The sequence below is a fragment of the Desulfomarina profundi genome, from assembly GCF_019703855.1.
GTDB lineage: Bacteria > Desulfobacterota > Desulfobulbia > Desulfobulbales > Desulfocapsaceae > Desulfomarina > Desulfomarina profundi.
In genome coordinates this window covers 1885264-1906347 of the sequence record NZ_AP024086.1, presented here as the reverse complement: position 1 = coordinate 1906347, position 21084 = coordinate 1885264, and the positions used below count along the sequence as shown (strand labels likewise).

General features: G+C 44.0%; 15 protein-coding genes, 1 rRNA gene and 2 pseudogenes. 12 read left to right on the top strand and 6 right to left on the bottom strand.

Annotated elements, in window-relative coordinates:
- Window positions 1-134 precede the first annotated feature (134 nt).
- Window positions 135-1607: an ATP-binding response regulator gene (locus LO777_RS08845; protein WP_228857129.1), complete on the bottom strand. Its 1473-nt coding sequence runs from the start codon at window positions 1605-1607 to the stop codon at window positions 135-137.
- 429 nt (window positions 1608-2036) lie between these two features.
- On the opposite strand from LO777_RS08845, the gene LO777_RS08840 reads away from it, so the two are divergent.
- The 6 genes from LO777_RS08840 (at window position 2037) to LO777_RS08815 (ending at window position 7865) form a co-directional block, all read left to right on the top strand.
- Window positions 2037-5078: an FAD-dependent oxidoreductase gene (locus LO777_RS08840; protein ID WP_228857128.1), complete on the top strand. Its 3042-nt coding sequence runs from the start codon at window positions 2037-2039 to the stop codon at window positions 5076-5078.
- 41 nt (window positions 5079-5119) lie between these two features.
- A complete protein-coding gene (locus LO777_RS08835) occupies window positions 5120-5635 on the top strand; it encodes a hydrogenase iron-sulfur subunit (protein ID WP_268907561.1) in 516 nt (171 codons plus the stop codon).
- Window positions 5636-5670: 35 nt separating this feature from the next.
- Window positions 5671-6333, top strand: coding sequence for a methylenetetrahydrofolate reductase C-terminal domain-containing protein (locus tag LO777_RS08830; protein ID WP_228857127.1), 663 nt, complete (start codon window positions 5671-5673; stop codon window positions 6331-6333).
- Window positions 6334-6335: 2 nt separating this feature from the next.
- Window positions 6336-7268, top strand: coding sequence for a methylenetetrahydrofolate reductase (locus LO777_RS08825; RefSeq protein ID WP_228857126.1), 933 nt, complete (start codon window positions 6336-6338; stop codon window positions 7266-7268).
- A 112-nt stretch (window positions 7269-7380) separates the two neighbouring features.
- Window positions 7381-7572 (top strand): CooT family nickel-binding protein, encoded by a 192-nt coding sequence (locus LO777_RS08820; protein WP_228857125.1) that lies wholly within the window; start codon window positions 7381-7383, stop codon window positions 7570-7572.
- 44 nt (window positions 7573-7616) lie between these two features.
- On the top strand, window positions 7617-7865 hold the full coding sequence (locus LO777_RS08815; RefSeq protein WP_228857124.1) for a hypothetical protein: 249 nt from the start codon (window positions 7617-7619) through the stop codon (window positions 7863-7865).
- 121 nt (window positions 7866-7986) lie between these two features.
- On the opposite strand, the pseudogene folD reads toward LO777_RS08815, so the two are convergent.
- Together folD and LO777_RS08805 are read right to left on the bottom strand one after the other, a co-directional pair.
- Window positions 7987-8879: pseudogene (gene folD / locus LO777_RS21010) on the bottom strand (bifunctional methylenetetrahydrofolate dehydrogenase/methenyltetrahydrofolate cyclohydrolase FolD).
- 151 nt (window positions 8880-9030) lie between these two features.
- Window positions 9031-10806: a formate--tetrahydrofolate ligase gene (locus tag LO777_RS08805; protein WP_228857123.1), complete on the bottom strand. Its 1776-nt coding sequence runs from the start codon at window positions 10804-10806 to the stop codon at window positions 9031-9033.
- Window positions 10807-11647: 841 nt separating this feature from the next.
- Here LO777_RS08805 and LO777_RS20550 point away from each other — a divergent pair.
- Together LO777_RS20550 and LO777_RS20545 are read left to right on the top strand one after the other, a co-directional pair.
- Complete coding sequence (locus LO777_RS20550) at window positions 11648-12475, top strand: NAD(P)/FAD-dependent oxidoreductase (RefSeq protein WP_329955695.1); 828 nt, start codon at window positions 11648-11650, stop codon at window positions 12473-12475.
- A gap of 14 nt (window positions 12476-12489) precedes the next feature.
- Complete coding sequence (locus LO777_RS20545) at window positions 12490-13353, top strand: rhodanese-like domain-containing protein (RefSeq protein WP_329955694.1); 864 nt, start codon at window positions 12490-12492, stop codon at window positions 13351-13353.
- 23 nt (window positions 13354-13376) lie between these two features.
- Here the strand turns inward: LO777_RS20545 and LO777_RS08795 are convergent, their stop codons facing one another.
- A complete protein-coding gene (locus tag LO777_RS08795) occupies window positions 13377-13832 on the bottom strand; it encodes a hypothetical protein (RefSeq protein WP_228857122.1) in 456 nt (151 codons plus the stop codon).
- Window positions 13833-14178: 346 nt separating this feature from the next.
- Between LO777_RS08795 and LO777_RS08790 the strand changes: the two genes are divergently transcribed.
- Complete coding sequence (locus LO777_RS08790) at window positions 14179-16098, top strand: hypothetical protein (RefSeq protein ID WP_228857121.1); 1920 nt, start codon at window positions 14179-14181, stop codon at window positions 16096-16098.
- Between the two features lie 8 nt (window positions 16099-16106).
- Entirely contained in the window at window positions 16107-17522 is a 1416-nt protein-coding gene (locus LO777_RS08785; RefSeq protein WP_228857120.1) for an HD-GYP domain-containing protein, read from the top strand.
- A gap of 158 nt (window positions 17523-17680) precedes the next feature.
- Here the strand turns inward: LO777_RS08785 and asd are convergent, their stop codons facing one another.
- Window positions 17681-18799, bottom strand: a complete 1119-nt coding sequence (asd, locus tag LO777_RS08780) for an aspartate-semialdehyde dehydrogenase (RefSeq protein WP_228857119.1) — start codon at window positions 18797-18799, stop codon at window positions 17681-17683.
- Between the two features lie 510 nt (window positions 18800-19309).
- Between asd and mtnP the strand changes: the two are divergent.
- Window positions 19310-20058, top strand: a pseudogene (gene mtnP / locus LO777_RS21005) (S-methyl-5'-thioadenosine phosphorylase).
- Between the two features lie 80 nt (window positions 20059-20138).
- Window positions 20139-20660, top strand: a complete 522-nt coding sequence (locus LO777_RS08770) for an adenine phosphoribosyltransferase (protein WP_228857118.1) — start codon at window positions 20139-20141, stop codon at window positions 20658-20660.
- Window positions 20661-20822: 162 nt separating this feature from the next.
- On the opposite strand, the gene rrf is transcribed toward LO777_RS08770, so the two are convergent.
- Window positions 20823-20939, bottom strand: a 5S ribosomal RNA gene (rrf, locus tag LO777_RS08765).
- Between the last annotated feature and the right edge of the window lie 145 nt (window positions 20940-21084).

The window sequence follows — 21084 nt, the reverse complement described above, 5'->3', positions numbered from 1 at the left end:
AAACAGACGTATGACATCAGCATTGTTACTCTATATAATCAAGTTCCGTCAAGTCCTGGTTGTAGTAAAAATCCACTCACCAGGCCCGAGTTTCTATAAATTTACATATTATTTTAAAGAGTTACTTTTCAGGTTTATTGATGAGTAACAGGAAGAAGAACCGTGAACGTTGTTCCGCTGTTTTTGACACTTGTTACACTGATTTTTCCATGGTGGGAATCTACAATGCTTTTGACTATGGCAAGTCCCAGACCTGTTCCTTGAATATCCCGGGTGTTTTCATCTTTTGCTCTGAAAAACCTGGTGAAGATATTGGGAAGATCCTCTTCACTGATTCCATAACCGGTATCACTTATTTCCGTTTTGATGTAGTCATTTTCATGAACTGCTGAGATTCTCACAGAGCTTCCTGTCGGGGAGTATTTTATGCTGTTTGTAATCAGGTTGGAAAAAACTTCTTCCATGTTCTGCCTGTTGGCAAATATTTTCGGCAGGTTTTCCTCAATTTCAAGTTCAATCGTGGTCTGTTTTTCATTTGCGTAAGGTGAATGGAAGGATACCTGCTCATGCAGCAGGGATGTCAGATCAACCTGTTCCTTCTCATGGGCAATCAGGCCGGATTCAATCCTGGAAAGATCAAGGAGTTCAGTGACAAGATGATTGAGGCTGAGAATTTTTTCAGAAGCCCTTTCCAGGATCTCTTTCTGTTTTTCAGTAATATCACCGGCCAACCCGTCGAGGATAATTTTGAGCTGCATCAGCAGTGAGTTCATCGGGCTTCGAATTTCGTGGGAAACCATGGAGACAAAATCCGATTTCATCTGGTCCATTTTCTTCAGGGCCGTAATATCGTGGAGCACGGTAATTGTACCAAGGTTCTCGTTGGTTCTCCCTCTGAAAGGAGCGCATCTGGCGCTGTAGACCTTGTCCTCTCCCTTATCGTCAATTAACTGTATTTCATTCGTGATTTCAGAAAAAGTGGTTGGTTCCATTGCTAGAGCTTTGTCAATTGCGTCCCTGATCTCCTGATTGGAAATAATATTTTCCACCTGTTTACCTATGACTTCTTCACCATGATAGCCTATCATATGGAGAAAGGATGGATTGGCCTGGACAATATTTTTTTCTGAATCAGTGGTCATCACACCGTCTGTCAACCTGTTCACCATGATCTTCAGGCGGGATTTGGAGTCGGTAATATCCTGGAGAGCCATGGTGTATCGCAGGGATTTGTTGACAACCGCCCTGAGCTGGTCCGGTGTAAAGGGTTTTGGAATAAAATCAAAAGCTCCTTTTTTCATGGCTTCAATGGAATGTTCCAGTGTTGCGTACCCGGTTATAACTATGACAACTGTGTCAGGGTGTCTTGACCGTACCTGTGAGAGAACATCAAAGCCTGAAATCGAGGGTAGCATGAGATCCACAAGAATGATATCAAAATGGCGCTCCTGTATCATCTGCAGTCCCTGTTCCCCGTCCGGGGCAACTTCCACACTGTAACCTCTATCGGTCAGTACTATTCTGCAGGCATCGCGAATTCTCGCTTCGTCGTCGATAACAAGAATTTTGGGTTGTCTATGGAATTGTTTTTCTGCCTGGCTGGTCATATCCTGCTCCTTAAGACTCTGGGAAGGAAAAATAATGTATTGTCCGGACGTGTTTTTCTATCCATTAATTCAATGTTGGGCGTGAAAATTCGTAAGATGGTTTTTCAGGGTAATCAGAAAAACCTCTGCATGTAATAATAAAAAAAGGAGCCCATGGCAAACGTCCTTTTGCGAAAAAACGTTTTCATGACTCTTTTATTAACAGACCGAAATATTTCTTCTTATCAAATACTATTTATGGTTTTTATCATTTAAATATATTAATATTGTTGAATTGAAAAAAAAGCTATGATATCAACATTTATCTATTATAGTATTCGCAGGTCGGAACCATAACCAACGATTGTCTCAATGAATTATTTTGATGAGTACCTGCAGTTTTGCTGGTAATGATTTCAGGTGCCGGCAGGATGTACAGGGGCTGATCATATGGAGGATCTTGATGTGACCAGGATTACCCCCGGACAGGAACAGAAAGACAGGATAGGTTCAGTACTGGTAGTTGGAGCGGGCATTGGAGGAATGCAGGCCTCACTGGATCTGGCCAACAGTGGCCTTCTGGTTCATATGATCAATGATGAACCATCCATTGGTGGTACCATGTCGCGGCTCGATAAAACTTTCCCCACCGGAGATTGTGCCATGTGCATGATTTCTCCCCGCATGGTCGAATCAAGCCGACATCCTAATATCAAGATGCATACCTTGGCCAGCGTGAGAAAAGTGTCTGGTCGACAGGGAGATTTTACCGTCACGATTGAGCAGAAAGCCAGGTATGTGGATGGCGACAAATGTACCGGATGTGGCGCATGTGAAGAAAAATGTCCTACCAAAGTCCTGGATTTCTTTAATCAGGGACTGAATAAAAGAAGGGCTATTTTTGCTCTTTTTCCTCAGGCCGTTCCCAATACCCGCGCGATAGACGGAGATTACTGTCTTTTTCTTACCAGGGGGGTATGCAGGAAATGTGAAAAGGTCTGTGATGCTGATGCAATTAATTTTGATGACAAGGACAAGCAGTATGATGTCAGGGTGGGTTCAATCATCCTCACTCCAGGGCTCAAAACATATCAACCTGAAATCAGGCAGGAATTTGGTTACGGCAAACATGCTAACGTGGTAACTTCACTCCAGTTTGAACGACTGCTTTCCGCCTCGGGTCCCTGTGGAGGGACCGTAGCCCGGCCATCTGATGGCGGGCATCCTAAAAAACTGGCCTGGATCCAGTGTGTCGGTTCCAGGAATGAACACAACGCGAATCCCTGGTGTTCTTCTGTCTGCTGTATGTATGCTGCAAAACAATCCATTATTGCCAAGGAACATGACAAAGAAGTGGATTCCACGGTTTTTTATATGGAACTGCGGGCTTTTGGCAAGGATTTTGACAAGTACATAGACAAGGCAAAAAAGGACGCGGAGGTTACCTACAGAAGAGCTATGGTTTCCGAGGTCCTGGAAGATCCGGAAACAAAAAATCTCATCATTCATTACGTTGACGAGGACGGAAAACTGGTGAATGAAGAATTTGATATGGTGATCCTTTCAATCGGTTTTGAACCACGGGAAGACGCTGATGAATTCTCAAAAATTTTCGGAATCGACACCGATGAGTACGGATTTGCCCAGACCTCAAAACTCCGCCCGGTGGAAACCAGCAGAGGAGGAATCTATGTTGCCGGAACCTACCAGGGACCGAAGGATATTCCGGAGACAGTTATCCAGGGAAGTGGTGCAGCTTCAATGAGCATGGCGCTTCTTGGTGATTCCAGGGGCAGTGAAGTGGAGGAGGTTGTTCTGCCGCCGGAGACCGATATTGAAGGAGAAGAACCGAAAATCGGCGTCCTTGTCTGTCATTGCGGTACCAATATTGCCGGAACTGTAGATGTTCAGAAAGTTGCTGATAAAGCCGCCGAGGCACCGGGAGTAACCCATGCTGAAACCATTGTTTACGCTTGTGCACCGGACGGCCAGCAGAAAATAAGGGATGTTATCAAGGAAAAGGGTTTAAACCGGGTAGTGGTTGCCTCCTGTACTCCCCGGACTCATGCACCGCTGTTCCAGGATACCATTCGTGAGGTGGGATTGAACAAGTTTCTTTTTGAACTGGCTGATATTCGTGAGCAATGTTCCTGGTGTCATATGAGTGAGAAAGAAAAAGCTACGGAAAAAGCCATTGAAATCGTTAAGATGAATATCGCCAAAACCCGGCTGCTTGACCCGGTTAACACCAGCTCAGTTGGTGTAAATCACACCGGTCTTGTGATCGGTGGTGGAATTGCCGGAATGACCGCAGCACTCTCATTGGTTGAACAGGGATATGAGGTTCATCTTGTTGAAAAACAGGACAGGCTTGGTGGTTTGCTCTCCAGTGTTCGTTCCAATCTTGAAGGTGATGATGTTGCATCATTTCTGAAAGAAACGATAGAAACAGTTGAGAATGAACCGGCTATTACCCTGCATCTCGGGGCAGAAGTTGATAATATTGACGGTTTTGTCGGTAATTTTATAACGGCACTCAGTAATGGAGAGACCGTTCACCATGGTGCAATTCTTATCGCCACAGGAGGTATCGAGTACAGCCCGACAGAGTATGGTTATACGGATTCTGATCGCGTCATGACTCAGCGTGAACTTGAAGATATGCTGGCGGCAAGAGAACCCGATAACAGGGAAAGCTATGTCATGATCCAATGTGTGGGATCCCGGGAAGATCCAAATAATTTCTGTTCCCGGATCTGTTGTCAGGATGCCTTGAAGAACAGTATTGCCATAAAGGAAAAAGCACCTGATGCTCAGGTAGTTGTTATTTACAGAGACATACGTTCTTATGGTTTGAAGGAAGATTACTATAAGAAAGCCAGGGACCTTGGTGTTATTTTTCTGTTGTATACTCCGGAAGATAAACCGGAAGTTGTTCCTGGCGAAAATGGTGTGAAGGTGACCGTTTCAGGAAAAGTGCTTGGGAAACAGATAGTTATTGATGCTGATTATGTGGTGCTGTCAACGGGATTGCGTCCTCAGCCGGACGGGGAAGAGTTGTCCAAAAAATTCAAACTGACCTGTAATATCGAAGGATTCTTCATGGAAGCCCATGTGAAACTCAGGCCTGTGGACTTCCCGAGTGAAGGATTTTTTCTTGCAGGTTTGGCTCATGCACCGAAGAACCTGGAAGAGACAATCGGCCAGGCACAGGCTGCAGCTGGTCGTGCCGGAGCGTTGCTTTCCAATGAGAGCCTTACGGTTTCCGGAGTTATCTCAAAGCATAACAGAGATATCTGCATGTCATGCCTGATGTGTGTGAAGAAATGCCCCTTCGGAGCTCCGTTTATTGATGAGGATGGCAAAGTCAGTCATAATGAAGTGAAATGTACGGGATGTGGAATTTGTGCAGGTGTCTGTCCTGCCAAAGCATATCAGGTCAATTATTTCAGGGATGATCAAATTTTGGCAATGATAGATGCAGCAACATAAGACCATGAAACAGGATTAAAAAGATGACATCTGACGCAGAAATGATTCAAGAATCGAACAGTCCGGAGAATCCAGGACCTATACCAGAGGACTGGCAGCCAAATATTATCGCTTTTGCCTGTCACTACTGCGCGTTTGCTGCAGCTGACCTTGCGGGGGTAATGAGGTTGCCATATCCAACCAATGTGAAGGTCGTTCGTTTACCCTGCACGGGGAAACTTGATCACGCCTACCTGTTGAGGGCTTTTGAACGGGGGGTTGACGGAGTGTTTGCGGCGGGCTGAATGGAGGGTCAATGCCATTTCCTGGAAGGAAATACAAATGCCGTAAAAAGAATAAAAAAAGTTAAGGGATTGCTGGAACTGGTTGGAGTAGATCCGGAACGTCTTGAGTTTTTTCATTTATCTGCAGCCCAGGGTCCGAGATGGGCGGAGATCTGTACAGAGTTTACTGAAAAAATCAAAGCGCTGGGGCCATCACCAATCTGGCTTGCACTGAAAAAGAAGTCAGGGTCTACGGATAATACTGAACAGGCTGCCGAGTCCATGTCTGCCTGAGGAACTGAGGTTAATGAAGAAGGAGCGGAGAGACTATGATAGTAGGTGAGCAGAAACCATTTGATGAAGTATGGGAGATGGTCAAAGACCATAAACAGCTTACAGTCTTCGGTTGTAATACCTGCGTTGCTGTCTGCCACCAGGGAGGGAACAAGGAAGCTGAAATCCTTGCCTCTCTTCTCAGGATGCGGGCTACTCAGGAAAATGTGGATATCGAGATTGTTCATGGCGGCATTGAACGTCAGTGTGAACATCCGTTTTTTGATTCGGCCCAGGAACTTCTAGAAAAAACTGAAGCGGTTCTGAGTCTGGCCTGTGGTATAGGAGTGCAGTTCATGGCTGCAAAATATGAAAGTACTCCTGTGTACCCGGCCTTGAATACGACCTTCCTGGGAGATGTCCCCGAGGATGGTCTGTTTATGGAAAAATGCCAGGCATGTGGAGATTGCGTTTTGGGAATTACTGGTGGTGTATGTCCTGTAACTCGATGTTGCAAACGATTGCTGAACGGTCCCTGTGGGGGATCAACCATGGGCAAATGTGAAATATCAAAGGATATAGATTGTGCGTGGCAGCTTGTTGTCAATCGTCTTGACGCACTTGGAAAAATGGAGGATTACGAGAAAATAACTCCAGTCAAGGATTGGTCAAAAGACCGCGCCGGTGGACCTCGGTCATTTAAAGTGGAGGGGTTTTAATCGTGGAACTGAAAACGAACAGCAGACTTGAGAAAATACTGAAAAGTGGACATCTGGCGGTAACCAGCGAGTGTGGACCACCCAGATCCAGTGATCCCGCCGGAATCATAAAAAAAGGTGAGTTGATTAAAGATCATGTGGACTCGATTAATATTACCGACAACCAGACTTCTGTTACCCGGCTCTGCAGTCTGGCAGCCTGTGTTCACTTAAAGCAGCAGGGACTTGATCCTGTTTTACAGATGGTTGTCAGGGACAGGAACAGAATTGCGCTGCAGAGTGATATCCTGGGAGCTGCATCATTTGGGATAAATAATATGCTCTGCCTGTCTGGTGACCACCAGAGTTTCGGAGATCATCCCGCCGCCCAGAATGTTTTTGATATTGACTCCATGCAGCTTATCCAGACGGCACGTCATATGCGGGATGAAGGAAAGTTTCTTGGGGGTGACGCCATAAAAGTACCTCCCAATCTTTTTGTCGGTGCAGCGGCCAATCCTTTTGCTGATCCGTTTAAAATCCGGGTTCCCCGTCTTGCCAAGAAAATAGCGGCGGGTGCCGAATTCATTCAGACTCAATGTGTCTATAACTTAGATAAATTTGAAGAATGGATGAAAGGCGTCTGTGACCGTGGACTCCATGAGAAGGTCTTTATTCTCCCGGGAATTACACCCATGCGCTCAGTGGGTATGGCCAAATACCTGCGCCGTGCTGTTCCGGGTATGGATGTGCCTGAAGAGCTTGTCAAGCGTCTTTCAGGAGTTCCCAAGGACAAACAGGCCGATGAGGGAATTACAATTGCCGTTGAAGCTATGCAGAGGTTGAAAGAGGTGAAAGGTGTCGCCGGTTTTCATGTGATGGCTATTGAATGGGAGGAAAAGGTTCCTGAAATGGTTGAGCGGGCCGGGTTGTATCCACGGCCTGAAATTGATTGATACTAAAAAAAGTTCTTGGAAGATAGGCCCATCATGCTTAATGAAAAGATGATGGGCTTATTTGTGTCCGGAATAACTGAAAGATGTATAATGCGACGAATGAGGTTTCTTAATGTGTCAGACAAATGTAGTGCTCAATGAAAATGGAAATGAAAAACTCCTGCTGGAAAATGTCACCGCCTTGAAAATCGTTGAAGATGGACTCCTGATTACAACCCTCTTTGAAGGGGAGAAGGAATTTTCCGGAATGTCTCTCGATCGGATTGATTTTAATGAAGGGAAGGTGTATCTCTTTAAACCGTAACAGGATGGTACGGTGGTTATATTTAATCTGAACTTGGAGATTTTATGGAAAACAAAGAAAAACTAAGAATCCTTTTACAGCACTGGATTGATCACAATAAAGGGCATGCGAATGAATTTGCCAAATGGCAGGAAACGATGAAAGAAGAAGGAAATCAGGAAATTGCTCACCATATCAGTCATGCGATAGGAAGTATGGAAAAGGTGAATGAGTATTTGACTGCAGCCTTGCAGGAGGCCGGTGGAGAAGTGGAGGAGAAAGGAGAAGGACATCATCACCATCATCACCACTGAAAAAGAATGCAGATCTCAGGGAGTTTGTATTTTTCAAGAGAAAAGCCCGAAAGAACCACAGTGTGGATCTTTCGGGCTTCCTGGTATGCAACAGAAAAACTCGGTTGATATGATTTGAAAATTATATCCCAAGAGTTTTCTTGGCAGAGTTCAGTGTATTTTTCATCAACATGGTGATGGTCATTGGTCCAACACCACCTGGTACAGGCGTAATTTTCCCGGCAATTTCCTTTGCTTTTTCGAAATCAACATCCCCTTTAAGGATGGCCTTACCGGTTTCCTTATTCATGCCAACACGGTTTACACCCACATCAATAACAGTTGCGCCTGGTTTGATCCACTCCGGTTTAACCAGATCGGGGACACCAGCGGCCACGATGAGAATATCAGCGCGCTTGCAGTGAGCGGCCAGGTCTTTTGTCCGGGTATGGACAATAGTGACAGTTGAATTTGCACCTACGCCCTTCTGGGCCATCATCATGGCGATTGGTTTACCGACGATATTGGATCGACCGACTACCACAACTTCAGCACCTGACGTTTCAGTACCCGACCGGACAATCATTTCCTGGATACCTGCGGGGTACAGGGGAGGAAACGGACCTCGTCTCCACCGATCATCAGGCGGCCGACATTGACGGGATGGAATGCATCAACATCCTTGTCGGGATCGATGGCATTGAGAACCTTTTTGTCATCGATATGCTTGGGAAGCGGCAATTGCACCAGGATGCCGTGGATTTCCGGATCGTTATTATATTTGTCTATCAGGGCAAGGAGATCCTCTTCAGAAATATCGTCCGGCTGATCATCCTGGATTTCCTTGAATCCCAGGCTGACAGCAGTTTTAACCTTCAGAGTGACATAACTGATGGATGCGGGGCTGGAACCAACCAGAATGGTAACCAGGCCTGGCACGACACCATGTTTTTCATTCATCTCTTCAACTTCCTGCTTGATTTCCGCAAGAATTTCCTTTCGTATTTCGGTACCACTAATGATTTGGGCAGTCATTATAAGAACTCCTGTAAATGTAGAGTGAGGATACTTTTTCCCTTAACTCATGCCTGTCCATAAATGGTCTTTTTGCCCGATTTCTGTATCACTACGAAAAACAAAAAATCTCATTTCTGGACAGACACTAACTCAGTAAAAAAAGCACCTGCTAGAAGACACCTTCAACTTTACCGGTTTCCACGTCAACATCAACACGTTTGAATGCCGGATTAGAACCGGTACCAGGCATCAGGCTGATGGTTCCGGCAACAGGTACGATAAAGCCGGCACCACCGTAGGTGAGAACTTCCCGGATGGTCAGACGCCATCCCTTGGGTACACCTTTCAGGGCTGGATTGTCAGAGAGTGAAAGGTGAGTTTTTACCATGCACATACCAAGTTTTGAAAGCTCGGGGTCTGCCTGGATTCTCTCAATCGCTTTATTGGCATCATTGGAGTAATCAACACCATCTGCACCGTATACTTCTGTGGCGATAAGTTCAATTCTTTCCTTGATGGGCATGTCGAGATCATAGAGGAACTTGAACTCGGTTTTTTCTTCACACGCCTCAATAACAGCTTCAGCAAATTCAATGGCACCCTCGCCACCTTTTTCCCAATGTCTGGAAAGGGCAACTTTTGCGCCTTCCGCTTCACAGAGTTCACGTACTTTTGCGATTTCAGCATCGGTATCAGTGTAGAAAGCATTGATGCAGACCACAGGGCTGATTCCGGCCTTACGGACATTCCTGATGTGATGGATAAGGTTAGCACATCCCTTGGCAACCCATTCAACATTTTCAGTCAGGTATTCTTCAGGCATTGGTTTGCCCGGGACAGGGACCGGAGCGCCACCGTGACACTTCAAAGCGCGGATTGTGGCAACAACAACTGCACAGTCCGGAGTAAGGCCGGAATAGCGGCATTTGAGGTTCCAGAATTTTTCAAAGCCGATATCCGCACCAAAACCTGATTCGGTGACATGATAGTCAGCGAGTTTGAGACCGACTTTATCGGCAATGACGGAACTCTGTCCGATGGCGATATTGGCAAAAGGTCCAGCGTGGACAATTACCGGTTGTCCTTCGAGAGTCTGCATGAGTGACGGATTGAGCGCGTCAACCATCCAGGCGGTCATTGCTCCGGCAACCTGCAGGTCTTCGGTGGTGACAGGGTTACCTTTCTTGTCATAGGCAACAACAATTTTACCCATTCTCTCACGCATGTCTTTCAGGTCGGTTGCAATGGCGAGGATAGCCATGACTTCTGAAGAAACAGCGATACCGAACTTGGATTTCATCATGAACCCGTCAGCCTTGCCATTAACTCCATCAATACCGATGATGATATTTCTCAGGGCCTGACAGCAGAAATCCATGATCCAACCCATTTCCACATTTGTCGGGTCGATATCAAGTCTTTTCATACCGGAAAGTCTTTCAAGCTGCTCATCCGTATAGTTCCTTTCATGCTGCATGCGTGAAGTCAAGGCGACCATTGCCAAGTTGTGGGCATTCATAATGGCATTGATGTCACCAGTGAATCCAAGAGAAAAAGGAGTCAGCGGAATGCACTGGGCGAGACCTCCACCTGCTGCCGACCCTTTAATATTCATGGTGGGGCCGCCTGAGGGCTGACGAATTGCAGCACAGACTTTTTTGCCCAGTTTACCAAGGCCCTGTACAAGACCCATTGAAGAGGTGGATTTACCTTCCCCAAGGGGTGTCGGACTGATTGCAGTAACGTCAATGTATTTACCGTTTGGCTTGTCTTTCAGTCTTTCGAGAACAGCCCGGAAGTCGATTTTGGCAATATAATGGCCCTGAGGAAGGAGTTCTTCCTTGGTCAGTCCCAGTTTTTCACCGATTTCATAGATTGTCAGCATTGTCTTTTCAGCTTCCTGTGCAATCTCCCAATCAGCATGTTTGGTCGGATCTAATGGCATGTTTCACTCCTTGTTTAAAATTGAGGCTCACAAAAGAACCAGGTTAAAGATAAAGACACTCTCCTCCTTTAGCTTTAAAACATTGAAACATTCTTTTACTGCAAAGACGAAAAAGACCTGTCAGCGGTCTGAGTATATTCAGTAAAATGATGATACGGGGAAGGAACGGTTTTGTCGACTGCACAAGGTAGTATAATAGAAAAAAGAAAAATGTTCCCGTAAGATCAGGTTGTTTACAGAATTGCTCTGATGGTTTGCCGGTGATTTCAGCCATGAATAGAATATTCTCCACAATGGAAAAGGATTCACTAACCAGCATAGCTGGGCTTAAGGCTCAGTTGTAACGAGCAATGAAAGTTCTGAACTCCGGTCAAATTACCTGCCATATCACAAATTTTCTCATAAATCCGCATGGCCGTATAAAATGGTCCAGCCATGCCCTTGGGGTGCAACAGACAATGAAAATCCCAACTACTGCAAAAACACCTTCGGTGGTGGAGTTTTCAGGTAAAACAACAGCGAACAGGTACCATATTTTGTTTTGATAAGCAATTGATTTTAACTCTATGTCAGTTGAGTAATCTACTGTTAATCCAACCGAATGGAATGTTAATCACGCACTATCAGGGAGATTGTAAGAAGTGGAGAAAGGTCTGTTCCCATGATAATTTTCAAGTCCTTTTCATGGAGGAACGAATAGAAAAATTGATATTGCATACGTTGTGGTATTGTTATGGTGAAAATTTGCTATACAATACCTGGGTAATCATGAATATACTATCAGCCTGTTCTCTCTGAAACTGTGATGCAAAGCTTTTGACCCTTCCTGTGAGGATTTGAGATGTCGAAAAAAGTTATAATTGTCGGTGCTGTTGCTCTGGGCCCTAAAGTGGCCTGCAGGTTGAGACGTCTGGACCCTGATGCTCAAATACTACTCATTGATCGTGATGATCTCATTTCCTATGGTGGTTGTGGAATTCCATATTATGTCGGAGGAGATGTCAACGATATTGAAGATCTGTATAAAACGACTTCCCATGCGATTCGGGACAGGGAATTCTTTCGCAATTGCAAGGGAATTGAAGTGATGACTCGAACTGAAGTTGTTGAGATAGACAGAAAATCCAGAGTGGTCATTGTCAATCACCTTGATTCCGGTAAAACCGAGGAGTTGTCCTATGATAAACTCGTTCTTGCAACCGGTGCAAGTCCTGTCAGACCGCCTATTCCTGGTGTTGATCTTCCGCGTGTGTTTACTGTTGCGGACCTCCATGATGCAGAGGAAATAAAAACATTGATGGCAGCAGGAAAAGTCGGTAAGGCGGTTGTTATAGGAGCAGGAGCGATTGGTCTTGAAATCTCGGAAGCCCTCACAGATCTCTGGGGCATTGAGACAACTCTTATTGAAATGGAAGACCAGGTACTGCCGACATTGCTGGGGAAATGCATTGCCAGGGTAACAGGAAAAGAACTTGAAACAAAGGGCGTGAAACTGCTGCTCAATGAAAGAGTTCTTGAAATCAACAGTGATCCGGAAACCGGCGGTTGTCTGGTACGTACTTCCGCCAACACGATGAGTGTTGATATTGTTGTACTGGCAGCGGGAGTGAGACCGAATTCATTGCTTGCGGCAAAGGCGGGAATTTCTGTCGGTATGTCGGGGGGATAACAGTCGATCGACGCATGAGGACAAATGATCCGAATATTTATGCCGGAGGAGACTGTGTTGAGATCAGAAATCTGATTTCCGGAGAAAATATGCTTATGGCACTTGGTTCCCTTGCAAATCGCCAGGGACGGGTGATCGCAACCAATATAAACGGAGGACAGAGTCATTTCAGCGGTACCGTGGGAACATTCTGCCTCAAGATTTTTGACCTGGGTGTTGCAAAGGCAGGACTGACTTATCGGCAGGCCAGGGAGACGGGATTTGATCCGGTTTATGCTGTGGTCGCCCAGGCTGATCATGCTCATTTTTATCCAAGTTCCGAAATGATATATATTTCACTTCTTGCGGATCGAAAATCACGAAAAATACTTGGTATTGAGGCGGCGGGTAAAAATGGAGATGCTGTAAAGGCGAGGGTGGACTCTCTTGCGGTTCTCCTTCGGCATGGTGTGGATGTAGATGAGGTCTGTGGACTGGAAGTTGGTTATGCACCACCTTTTGCTTCTGCAATGGATGTAATCAATAATGCAGGGAATGCGCTCGATAATATTCTGTCAATGCAGAACAGGCCAGTTGATGCGGCTGATTTTCTAGTGGAATTCGCAGCCGGGAAGGCAAAAGTTCTAGATGTCCGTGGAGCAAGGGAGGCTTCACCGTTTATTAAAAAATATGGAGATAAATGGATCAATATTCCGCAGGCTGAATTGCGAAAAAGAGTAGAATCCATCGCGAAAGACGAACCTCTTTTTCTTCTATGTGATACTGGACCACGCTCCTATGAAGCACAGGTGTTTTTGAATTCGAAAGGTATTCAGAACACAAGAAATATCCAGGGTGGGTACGCCATGATCAAGGTGATCGAACCTGAATTTGTGTGAAATAGTACAGATAAAAATGCGGGTTAGTGAGAAATAACGGGAGGTTCCGGCTCTTCAGCGACTTCAGATTGTTTAAACTGCCTTATTTCTCCATCAAAAGTAATGATCGTCCAGTTTCCATTTTCGTCACACGCTTTGACAAGACAGTTGATTGAAGAACCATTGTGCAGGGAAAGAATGCATGGTTCATCTGTATTCTGACTGGAAATTGATTGAAAAGGGGTTTTTGCCGCAAGTTTTCTAAAATCCTGTACAGCTTTTTCAAACATTTTTATCCGATTATATTCATCGGGATCAATAACCTTTATTTTGTTTCGAAGTTCAGCAATCTCATCTTTTTTTCCGGCTATTACTCTCAATATTTTCTCTATTTCCTCCTTGTCAGTGGAAGAGACAGAATAGAGGATCTGTTTCTGAATATCTATTTCAGCTTCAATATAGTTAATTTTTTTGAGTAAGTTGCTGGCATTGTTGTTCATGGTAGTTCTCAGGAGTATCCAATCATTAATTCTTTTTTAATTTACAAAAACAAGCAAATAAAAACTTCGTGATCAAGTTTTATGGGAGGTGGTTTTTGTTTTTGTCCAGTCGCATTCAGACTATATCTACAGTTGGTTGTAAACGCAAGGAAACTGGTAAAGTAGCTCCACTATTTCTAATTATTTGCTTGACTTGATTTAGAATAAAGAATTATTAATGTATTATTTGTTAGGTTCCGTTCACAAAATAAATGAAAATATATGATTTTTTCTCCACAAGTCAGAGCCATCTCATCGCAGAACTGTTGTTGTTTTTCTCCTGAACTTTTAATGCTTATCGTATGAAATGAAAAATGAAAAGGAAACATGTCATGCCGATGATTCTGAATTTTATCAACTCGCAGAACTGCTGAATAGAATTTTTAAGATCGGTATATATTATCAGATGGGTCATGCGGTTCTGGATCGTGCCGCCATGGACTTTCTTCATTTCCTTAAAAAAAAATCGATTTCGGACAAGACAGTTGTCATAAGAATTGGAAAAGACAATTTTTTCTGGAATGAAAAAAAGCTGTTAAAAAGTAAAATAGCGGTTCGGGAACTGTTTGAGCTTTTCTGTCAGCTGGGAATTGATAGAGTAGAGTTTGATAATTCCCTCTCCCATAAAAGATTGTTGCGTTTCGTAAAAAGTTTGTTGGGATGGAGGGCAAAACTTGTAACATCTCACTCCTTTATAGATTTTAATGTTCAGGACCTTCCCAGGGGAATTAAAATACAGCAAAAGAAATTCCTGGTTACCGGGAGGGAGGTTGGATCTGTTTCTGCTGAAAAGGGTTTGGTGGGAAATGTTGAAGGAATTCTCGATGATCTGGTTTCGAGTGGAGTTGACAGTACAACTCTTGAGCAGTGTAAAGTATTTCTGAATGATCTTTCTGCGATTAATGAAGAGAACGTTGTCAGTATTCAAGGTTATCCGAATATTACAATGGTTGATGTCCAGTCACTGCTTGTGAAAGCGATTTCCAGCCAATATCACTCCGGGGTGGTGGAAGGAGATGGCGGGCATGAAGAGCTTCAATCGATTGTCGCGATTTTTTCAGCTCTGGAAAAAGAGCTTCCTCAGAAACAATCAAGAGATGCATTGCATTTTCTTGTTCACAATCTCACAGCAGGAGTTGGATATACAAGTGAAGAAAAAAAGCAGTATCACATTGATAAGAAAAACATTTCTTCAAGAGTGATCCCGGATGTTTCCCCCCGGATGATAAAAGAATTTGTCCAGCAGAACTGTGTTTCACAGGGTATCCTGCAAAAGATAACTCAGGGTGACAGTCGTGAAGAAATGTCAGTTTATTTTCAATTACTTCGATATGACAGAAGAGAAAAAACATATCTTAACTTCAGAGATTTTCTTCGGAAAATTGTTGGAAAAGGGCTGACGGGTGAGGAGTGGGAAGTTCTTGTCGGCGGAACACTTCATCTGATGGATTTCAGCGAGGATGATTTTCGTGCACTTGTTCTTTTGGTAGTCGCGGAAATGAGACATTCAGAGCCTGACTGTACACTTGAGTACTTGTTGAAACTATGGCGTAAAATGCCATTTAAGCTCCATTTAAGTCTTTGGCCTGTTGCTGTAAATGAATTTCTCAGGGTTGGAGAAAACAAAGGCGGAGCCCATTTTATGGAGATATTGGAAATTGTTTCCTATAAAGATTATAAAATGATGGTCCAGTTTCGACCCTGTCTGGAACGCCTTGATACTTTTACAAATAAAGATGTTGCTGATGATATTTTCCTCCCTGCCTGCAAGCAGTCCTACACTTTGTTTTATTTTCTGCTCGAAACATCTCTTAAGCAGGAAATAGCCGTTAGAATTCTGGAAGGGTTGCGGCAAAAGTCCGAAGATCCGTTTTTTGATCTTGTTTCTCCTTTATTGACAACTAATAAAGAACATCTGGAATTTCTGCGACGATACCTGTTTGAAGGTGACCTTGAAGAGCCTACTCTTATTTTGAAAATTGCGGCAGGAGAAATTCTGGTTGATTTTTTCGAGCAGGCGGGAATGGAGATGGCCGAGAGTGAATGGCTGGAAAAAGCCATTGCAGCAATGACTGACCTGCAGGTGAAGGGAACAAGAAAAGTACTTGAAAAGATATGTCATGAAAAAAAACTGGGTGTTATCAGCGTATGGCCGAGAAAGATAAGAAAAATTGCCGGAAAAAGCCTGAAAAATCTGAAGCGTAAGCCGTTATCCGTATTGCATTGAGAAATAATATGAAAATGGCAGTAACAGAGACTGTTCATGAGATTATTCTTCTGTTGTCCAAAGGATTGTCAAACAGGAAACTGTATCATTCCGATCACCCCCGGGTAGTTGGTTATGCCAGAGAAATTGTTTCATTGCTGCATGCATATTTCGTCGCAACAGAAAAAGAAAAGCTTTTTATTGGTATAGTTGATGATTTTTTTATCTATGACGGAAAAAGGATTTTTGGTTCCGATGTATCTGGAAAACAGCTTATGGACTTGGCAAAAAGCCTGGATTGTGGCGGTTTTCTTATGGAAAAAGGTCTCGTGCTTGAAGAGGTGAAAGCATTTTTTGATATTTCTTCTCTCCAGAGGGTGTTGCATCAGGATTTTGAAGAAACACAGGAAGTTTTCAAAAGGCATGGTATTCGACATATTAAAGGTGGCCATCATTTTCGTGATAAAGACGAAGAGATTGCAGGGAAAAGTGGAAAGAAATGGGAAGGACAGAAGACAATTGAAGAGCAGCAGTCTGTTGTGCAACTTTACAGTATGCTCTTTGATGTAGTAAACCGCGCCCACAGTAAAGCTGCTCTCAGTTACCAGTTGGATATAGATGAGGCCAGGTCTGTCTGTGAATTCATGCTCAGGTTTTCAGGAAGGTCATTTGCCGAAGTTCTGCAGTATGTACATTATCCTGAATATGATGGATATACAGTCGGGCACTCAGTCAGGGTCGCATCTCTTGCTGTATATGCAGGAATGAGAATGAGATGGAAGAAAAAGGATATCCTGGCGATGGGAACTGCCGGATTATTGCATGATATCGGTAAGGCAGCAATCCCTGACCATATACTTTTGAAACAGGGTCGGTTGACGGCAGAAGAATATAGAATTATTCAAAAACATCCTCGAAAGGGTGTCGAATTACTCATGGAGCACTCAGGAGTATCTTCTCTTCAGCTTACAGCGACCTGGGGGCATCATATTCGATTCGATAGAAGTGGATATCCGCCACAACCATCATGGGCTGTACGTCATCCAACAACGGCACTTTTACAAATTTGTGATGTTTTTGAGGCGCTTACAGCTGTTCGACCCTATAAAAAGGCAATTATGCCGGTTGAGGCTTATGCAATAATGGTGGCAGACGAAGGTGCGTTTCATCCCGGATTGTTAGCTTCTTTTATTGGCATGGTAGGTTTTTATCCCCCCGGCACATATGTGAGGTTGTCGGATAATCGGGTGGGTATGGTTGTTCGACCAGGAAAAATGCTGGATAGACCCTGCGTAAAAATAGTTGCCACAAAAGAAGGTGAATCACTTGATCCGCAGGAACAATATGAAGTTAATCTCGGCCGGAACCATCCAAATAGCATGAATATCCAGGAATTGTTATTTGATCGTACACCTGACGGCAAACTCATGAAAAAAGGCAGTTAAAAAACCTCGTGACCAGTTTAGTCTGCATCTTTTATCAGTTCTGGCAGCGTCTGGTCCAAAATTTTTCGGAGTTTTTGCCTACCTGTACTCGAACAAAAGTTCCCATTCCTGGACAGAGACCAGGTCAAAAACTATGGCATCAGCAGGGCTTGTTAAAGTTATTCCAGATAGCTGCGGATGATCATTAATATCCTTCTGACCGGTTCCGCTGCACCCCAGAGCAGCTGATCTCCAACCGTAAATGCTGTAAGGTATCTGGGGCCGATATTCATTTTTCGAATTCTTCCGATTGGTATTGTCAATGTGCCGGATGCATTGGCAGGTGTCAGTTCCCTCGATGTAATCTCTCTTTCGTTGGCAATAACCTGCACCCATTGATTGTGGTTTGTTAGAATGTTTTCCACTTCACCTACCGAAATATCTTTTTTCAGTTTTATTGTAAAAGCCTGTGAGTGACAGCGCATTGCCCCTATACGAACACATTGCCCATCAATCGGAATGTCTCTTGCCCCCCGGTTGCCAAGAATTTTGTTCGTTTCCACAAAACCTTTCCATTCTTCTCTGGTCTGACCATTTTCAACAGGGATATCAATCCAAGGAATTAAACTAGCTGCCAGGGGTACGCCCCAGTTTTCAAGAGGAAGAGACCCGTCGTTCAATTTTGCGGTAATCTTACGGTCAATTTCAAGAATTGCAGACGCAGGATCAGCGAGCAGTTCTGCCACTTCTTTTTCAAGAGCGCCCATCTGGCTGATTAGTTCCCGCATATTCCCGGCTCCAGCGCCACTGGCAGCCTGGTAAGTCATAGAGCTGACCCATTCAATCAGGTTTTCCTGAAAGAGACCACCCAATGCCATGAGCATAAGTGAAACAGTACAGTTTCCTCCAATATAATTTTTAATACCATCCCGCAGACCCTGGTCAATGACTTTGCGATTCACAGGATCCAGAACAATTATTGAATCTTCTGCCATTCTGAGGGTTGAGGCTGCATCAATCCAGAATCCATTCCAGTTTTTTCTCAGTTCGGGATAAACAGCGGATGTATATTTACCACCCTGGCAGGACATGATTATATCCATTTCTGCCAGCTTTTTTATATCTTTGGCATCGACAAGGGGTTGACTGCCAGAACCAACATCAGGACCCTGCTGGCCAACTTGTGAAGTAGTGAAAAAGAAAGGTTCAATTCCCTGGAAATTATTTTCACTTTGCATTCTTTCCATAAGAACTGATCCCACCATACCGCGCCATCCGACAAATCCGACTTTAAGCATTACAGACTCCATGTTGATTGCAAGAAGTTATCATAACCTCATCCCGCCATTAACCTGAATTTCATTCATATTCTTCAATACATTTTGGCAATAGCCAGAGTAATATGTTGTTTTGAGAACATCCAGCCAGCGAAATCTGAACTGGTGGAAAACTCAAGTTAAAGATAATTCTAAATCTTCTTATATATTTTTTACACAAAAACATATAAATTGCTCTAAAAATTATTCTGATAAACCAGCATGGCCGGATCCAACGGCTCGGTAATTTATGCCCTTTGGGTACAACAAAGTAACGAAAATCGGACTGCAGCAAAAAGGCCTTTTGCTATGGAATTTTCAGATAAATGAGTTGCGTGCAGCTTTTCTGTTGAATAGAATTATTATGTAATTGAAATCTGGCGGTCGTAATTTTCTGATTACCTGTGATCTCAGTCATATGGAATTGGCAAATTACCAAAATATGCTGAGAGATCGGTAAAACAATATAAGGAGCGGGCAGGGGAGGTATGTATGGTCAGAATTGGTATTATTGGCGGATCGGGACTTGATGATCCCGATCTTATAGAAAATCCGGAGCTGGTAAGTGTTGAAACGGAGTTTGGAGAGCCTTCATCAACGCTGCTCTGTGGTAAAATTGGTGGAGTTGAGACATGTCTCCTGGCCAGGCACGGGAAAAAACATCAACTGAGTCCCACACAGGTGAATAACAGGGCAAATATAGCTGCACTGAAGAAAATGGGAGTGACTCATATTCTGGCTACGACGGCTTGCGGCAGTCTCAGGGAAGAGATTGACAGGGGGATCTGGTTGTTCTTGATCAGTTTATTGATTTTACGAGGTTCAGGAAAAACAGTTTTCATGATTCTTTTGAAAATGGAGCTGTTCATACTGCAATGGCACGACCCTTTGATGAAAGTTTACGTAGAACTCTTTACGACACGGCAAAGTTTCTTGATTTAAAGGTGCATTACTCAGGGTGTGTAGTGACAATAGAAGGACCACGTTTTTCGACCATTGCAGAGTCAAATATGTTCAGGATATGGGGAGCGGATGTTATCAATATGTCAACGGCACCTGAGGTAATCCTCGCCAACGAAGCTGGAATTCCATATGGAGCTGTTGCCATGTCGACAGATTATGATTGCTGGAAGGAGGATGAAAAACCTGTTACCTGGGATGAAATTCTTGCAGTTTTTCAAAAAAATGCAGACAATGTAAAACAGTTGCTGGTGAAGGTCGTCGGAACATTTGCAAGTTGAAATTAAATGTTGTTCCGGTAAGGCTATGGGGTTGAAGTCCATTTGAAGGAAATTTACCTACAAACTAAGGAAAAAGATTGATGGATCTGAAAAAGAGTGTTCGGAGTATTCCCGGTTGGCCGATGGAAGGTGTTATTTTCAGAGATTTGACAACATTGATGCTGGATCCTGCAGCATTTCAAAAGTCCTGTGACATCCTTTACGAAAGATATAAAGCAAGTTCTGTAGATAAAATAGTTGGTATCGATGCAAGAGGGTTTGTTTTTGGTGCTGTTCTGGCATATAAGCTGGGGATCGGTTTTGTACCTGTAAGAAAGAAAGGCAAACTGCCCGCTGAAACTCTGGAAGAATCTTATAGTCTTGAGTATGGTTCTGGGACTCTGGAGATTCACAGGGATGCTCTTGATTCAGGTGAACAGGTTGTGATAGTAGATGACTTGATTGCCACCGGTGGAACGGCAGGCGCAACAGTACAACTGGTGAATAAACTGGGTGCCGATATCATCGAATGCGCTTTTCTTATAGAATTGCCTGATCTCGGCGGACGGGCACAGCTCAGGAATTGTTCAGTTTTTGCTATTATGGAGTTTGAGGGCGAATAGGGCTGATGCTATTCTGCTTTTGCCTTCGATTCCTGGCATGTTTTTGCTGTTGAGGTATTTCCAGTGAGAACATTTTTTAGTAGAGCAGTTTGTTGAACAGTGCTGGAGAGCCTTAAAGTAAAAAGCCCCAATGAGCGAAGCTCATTGGGGCTTTTTAAAGAGATACGGCGGTGACCTACTCTCCCACACAGTCTCCCATGCAGTACCATCGGCGCTGAAGAGCTTAACTTCCGTGTTCGGAATGGGAACGGGTGGATCCTCTTCGCTATGACCGCCGTAAATTTGGTGAGGGGTAAGGAGTGAGGGAGAAGACTACTCTTGCCTCTCAAACCGTCCCTGCAAAGTTTACAAATATTATGTTGGCAGGGCGCTGATCAGCAGATACCTGTTGTTAATCTGCCAACTATATCCTGCCTACTGTCAT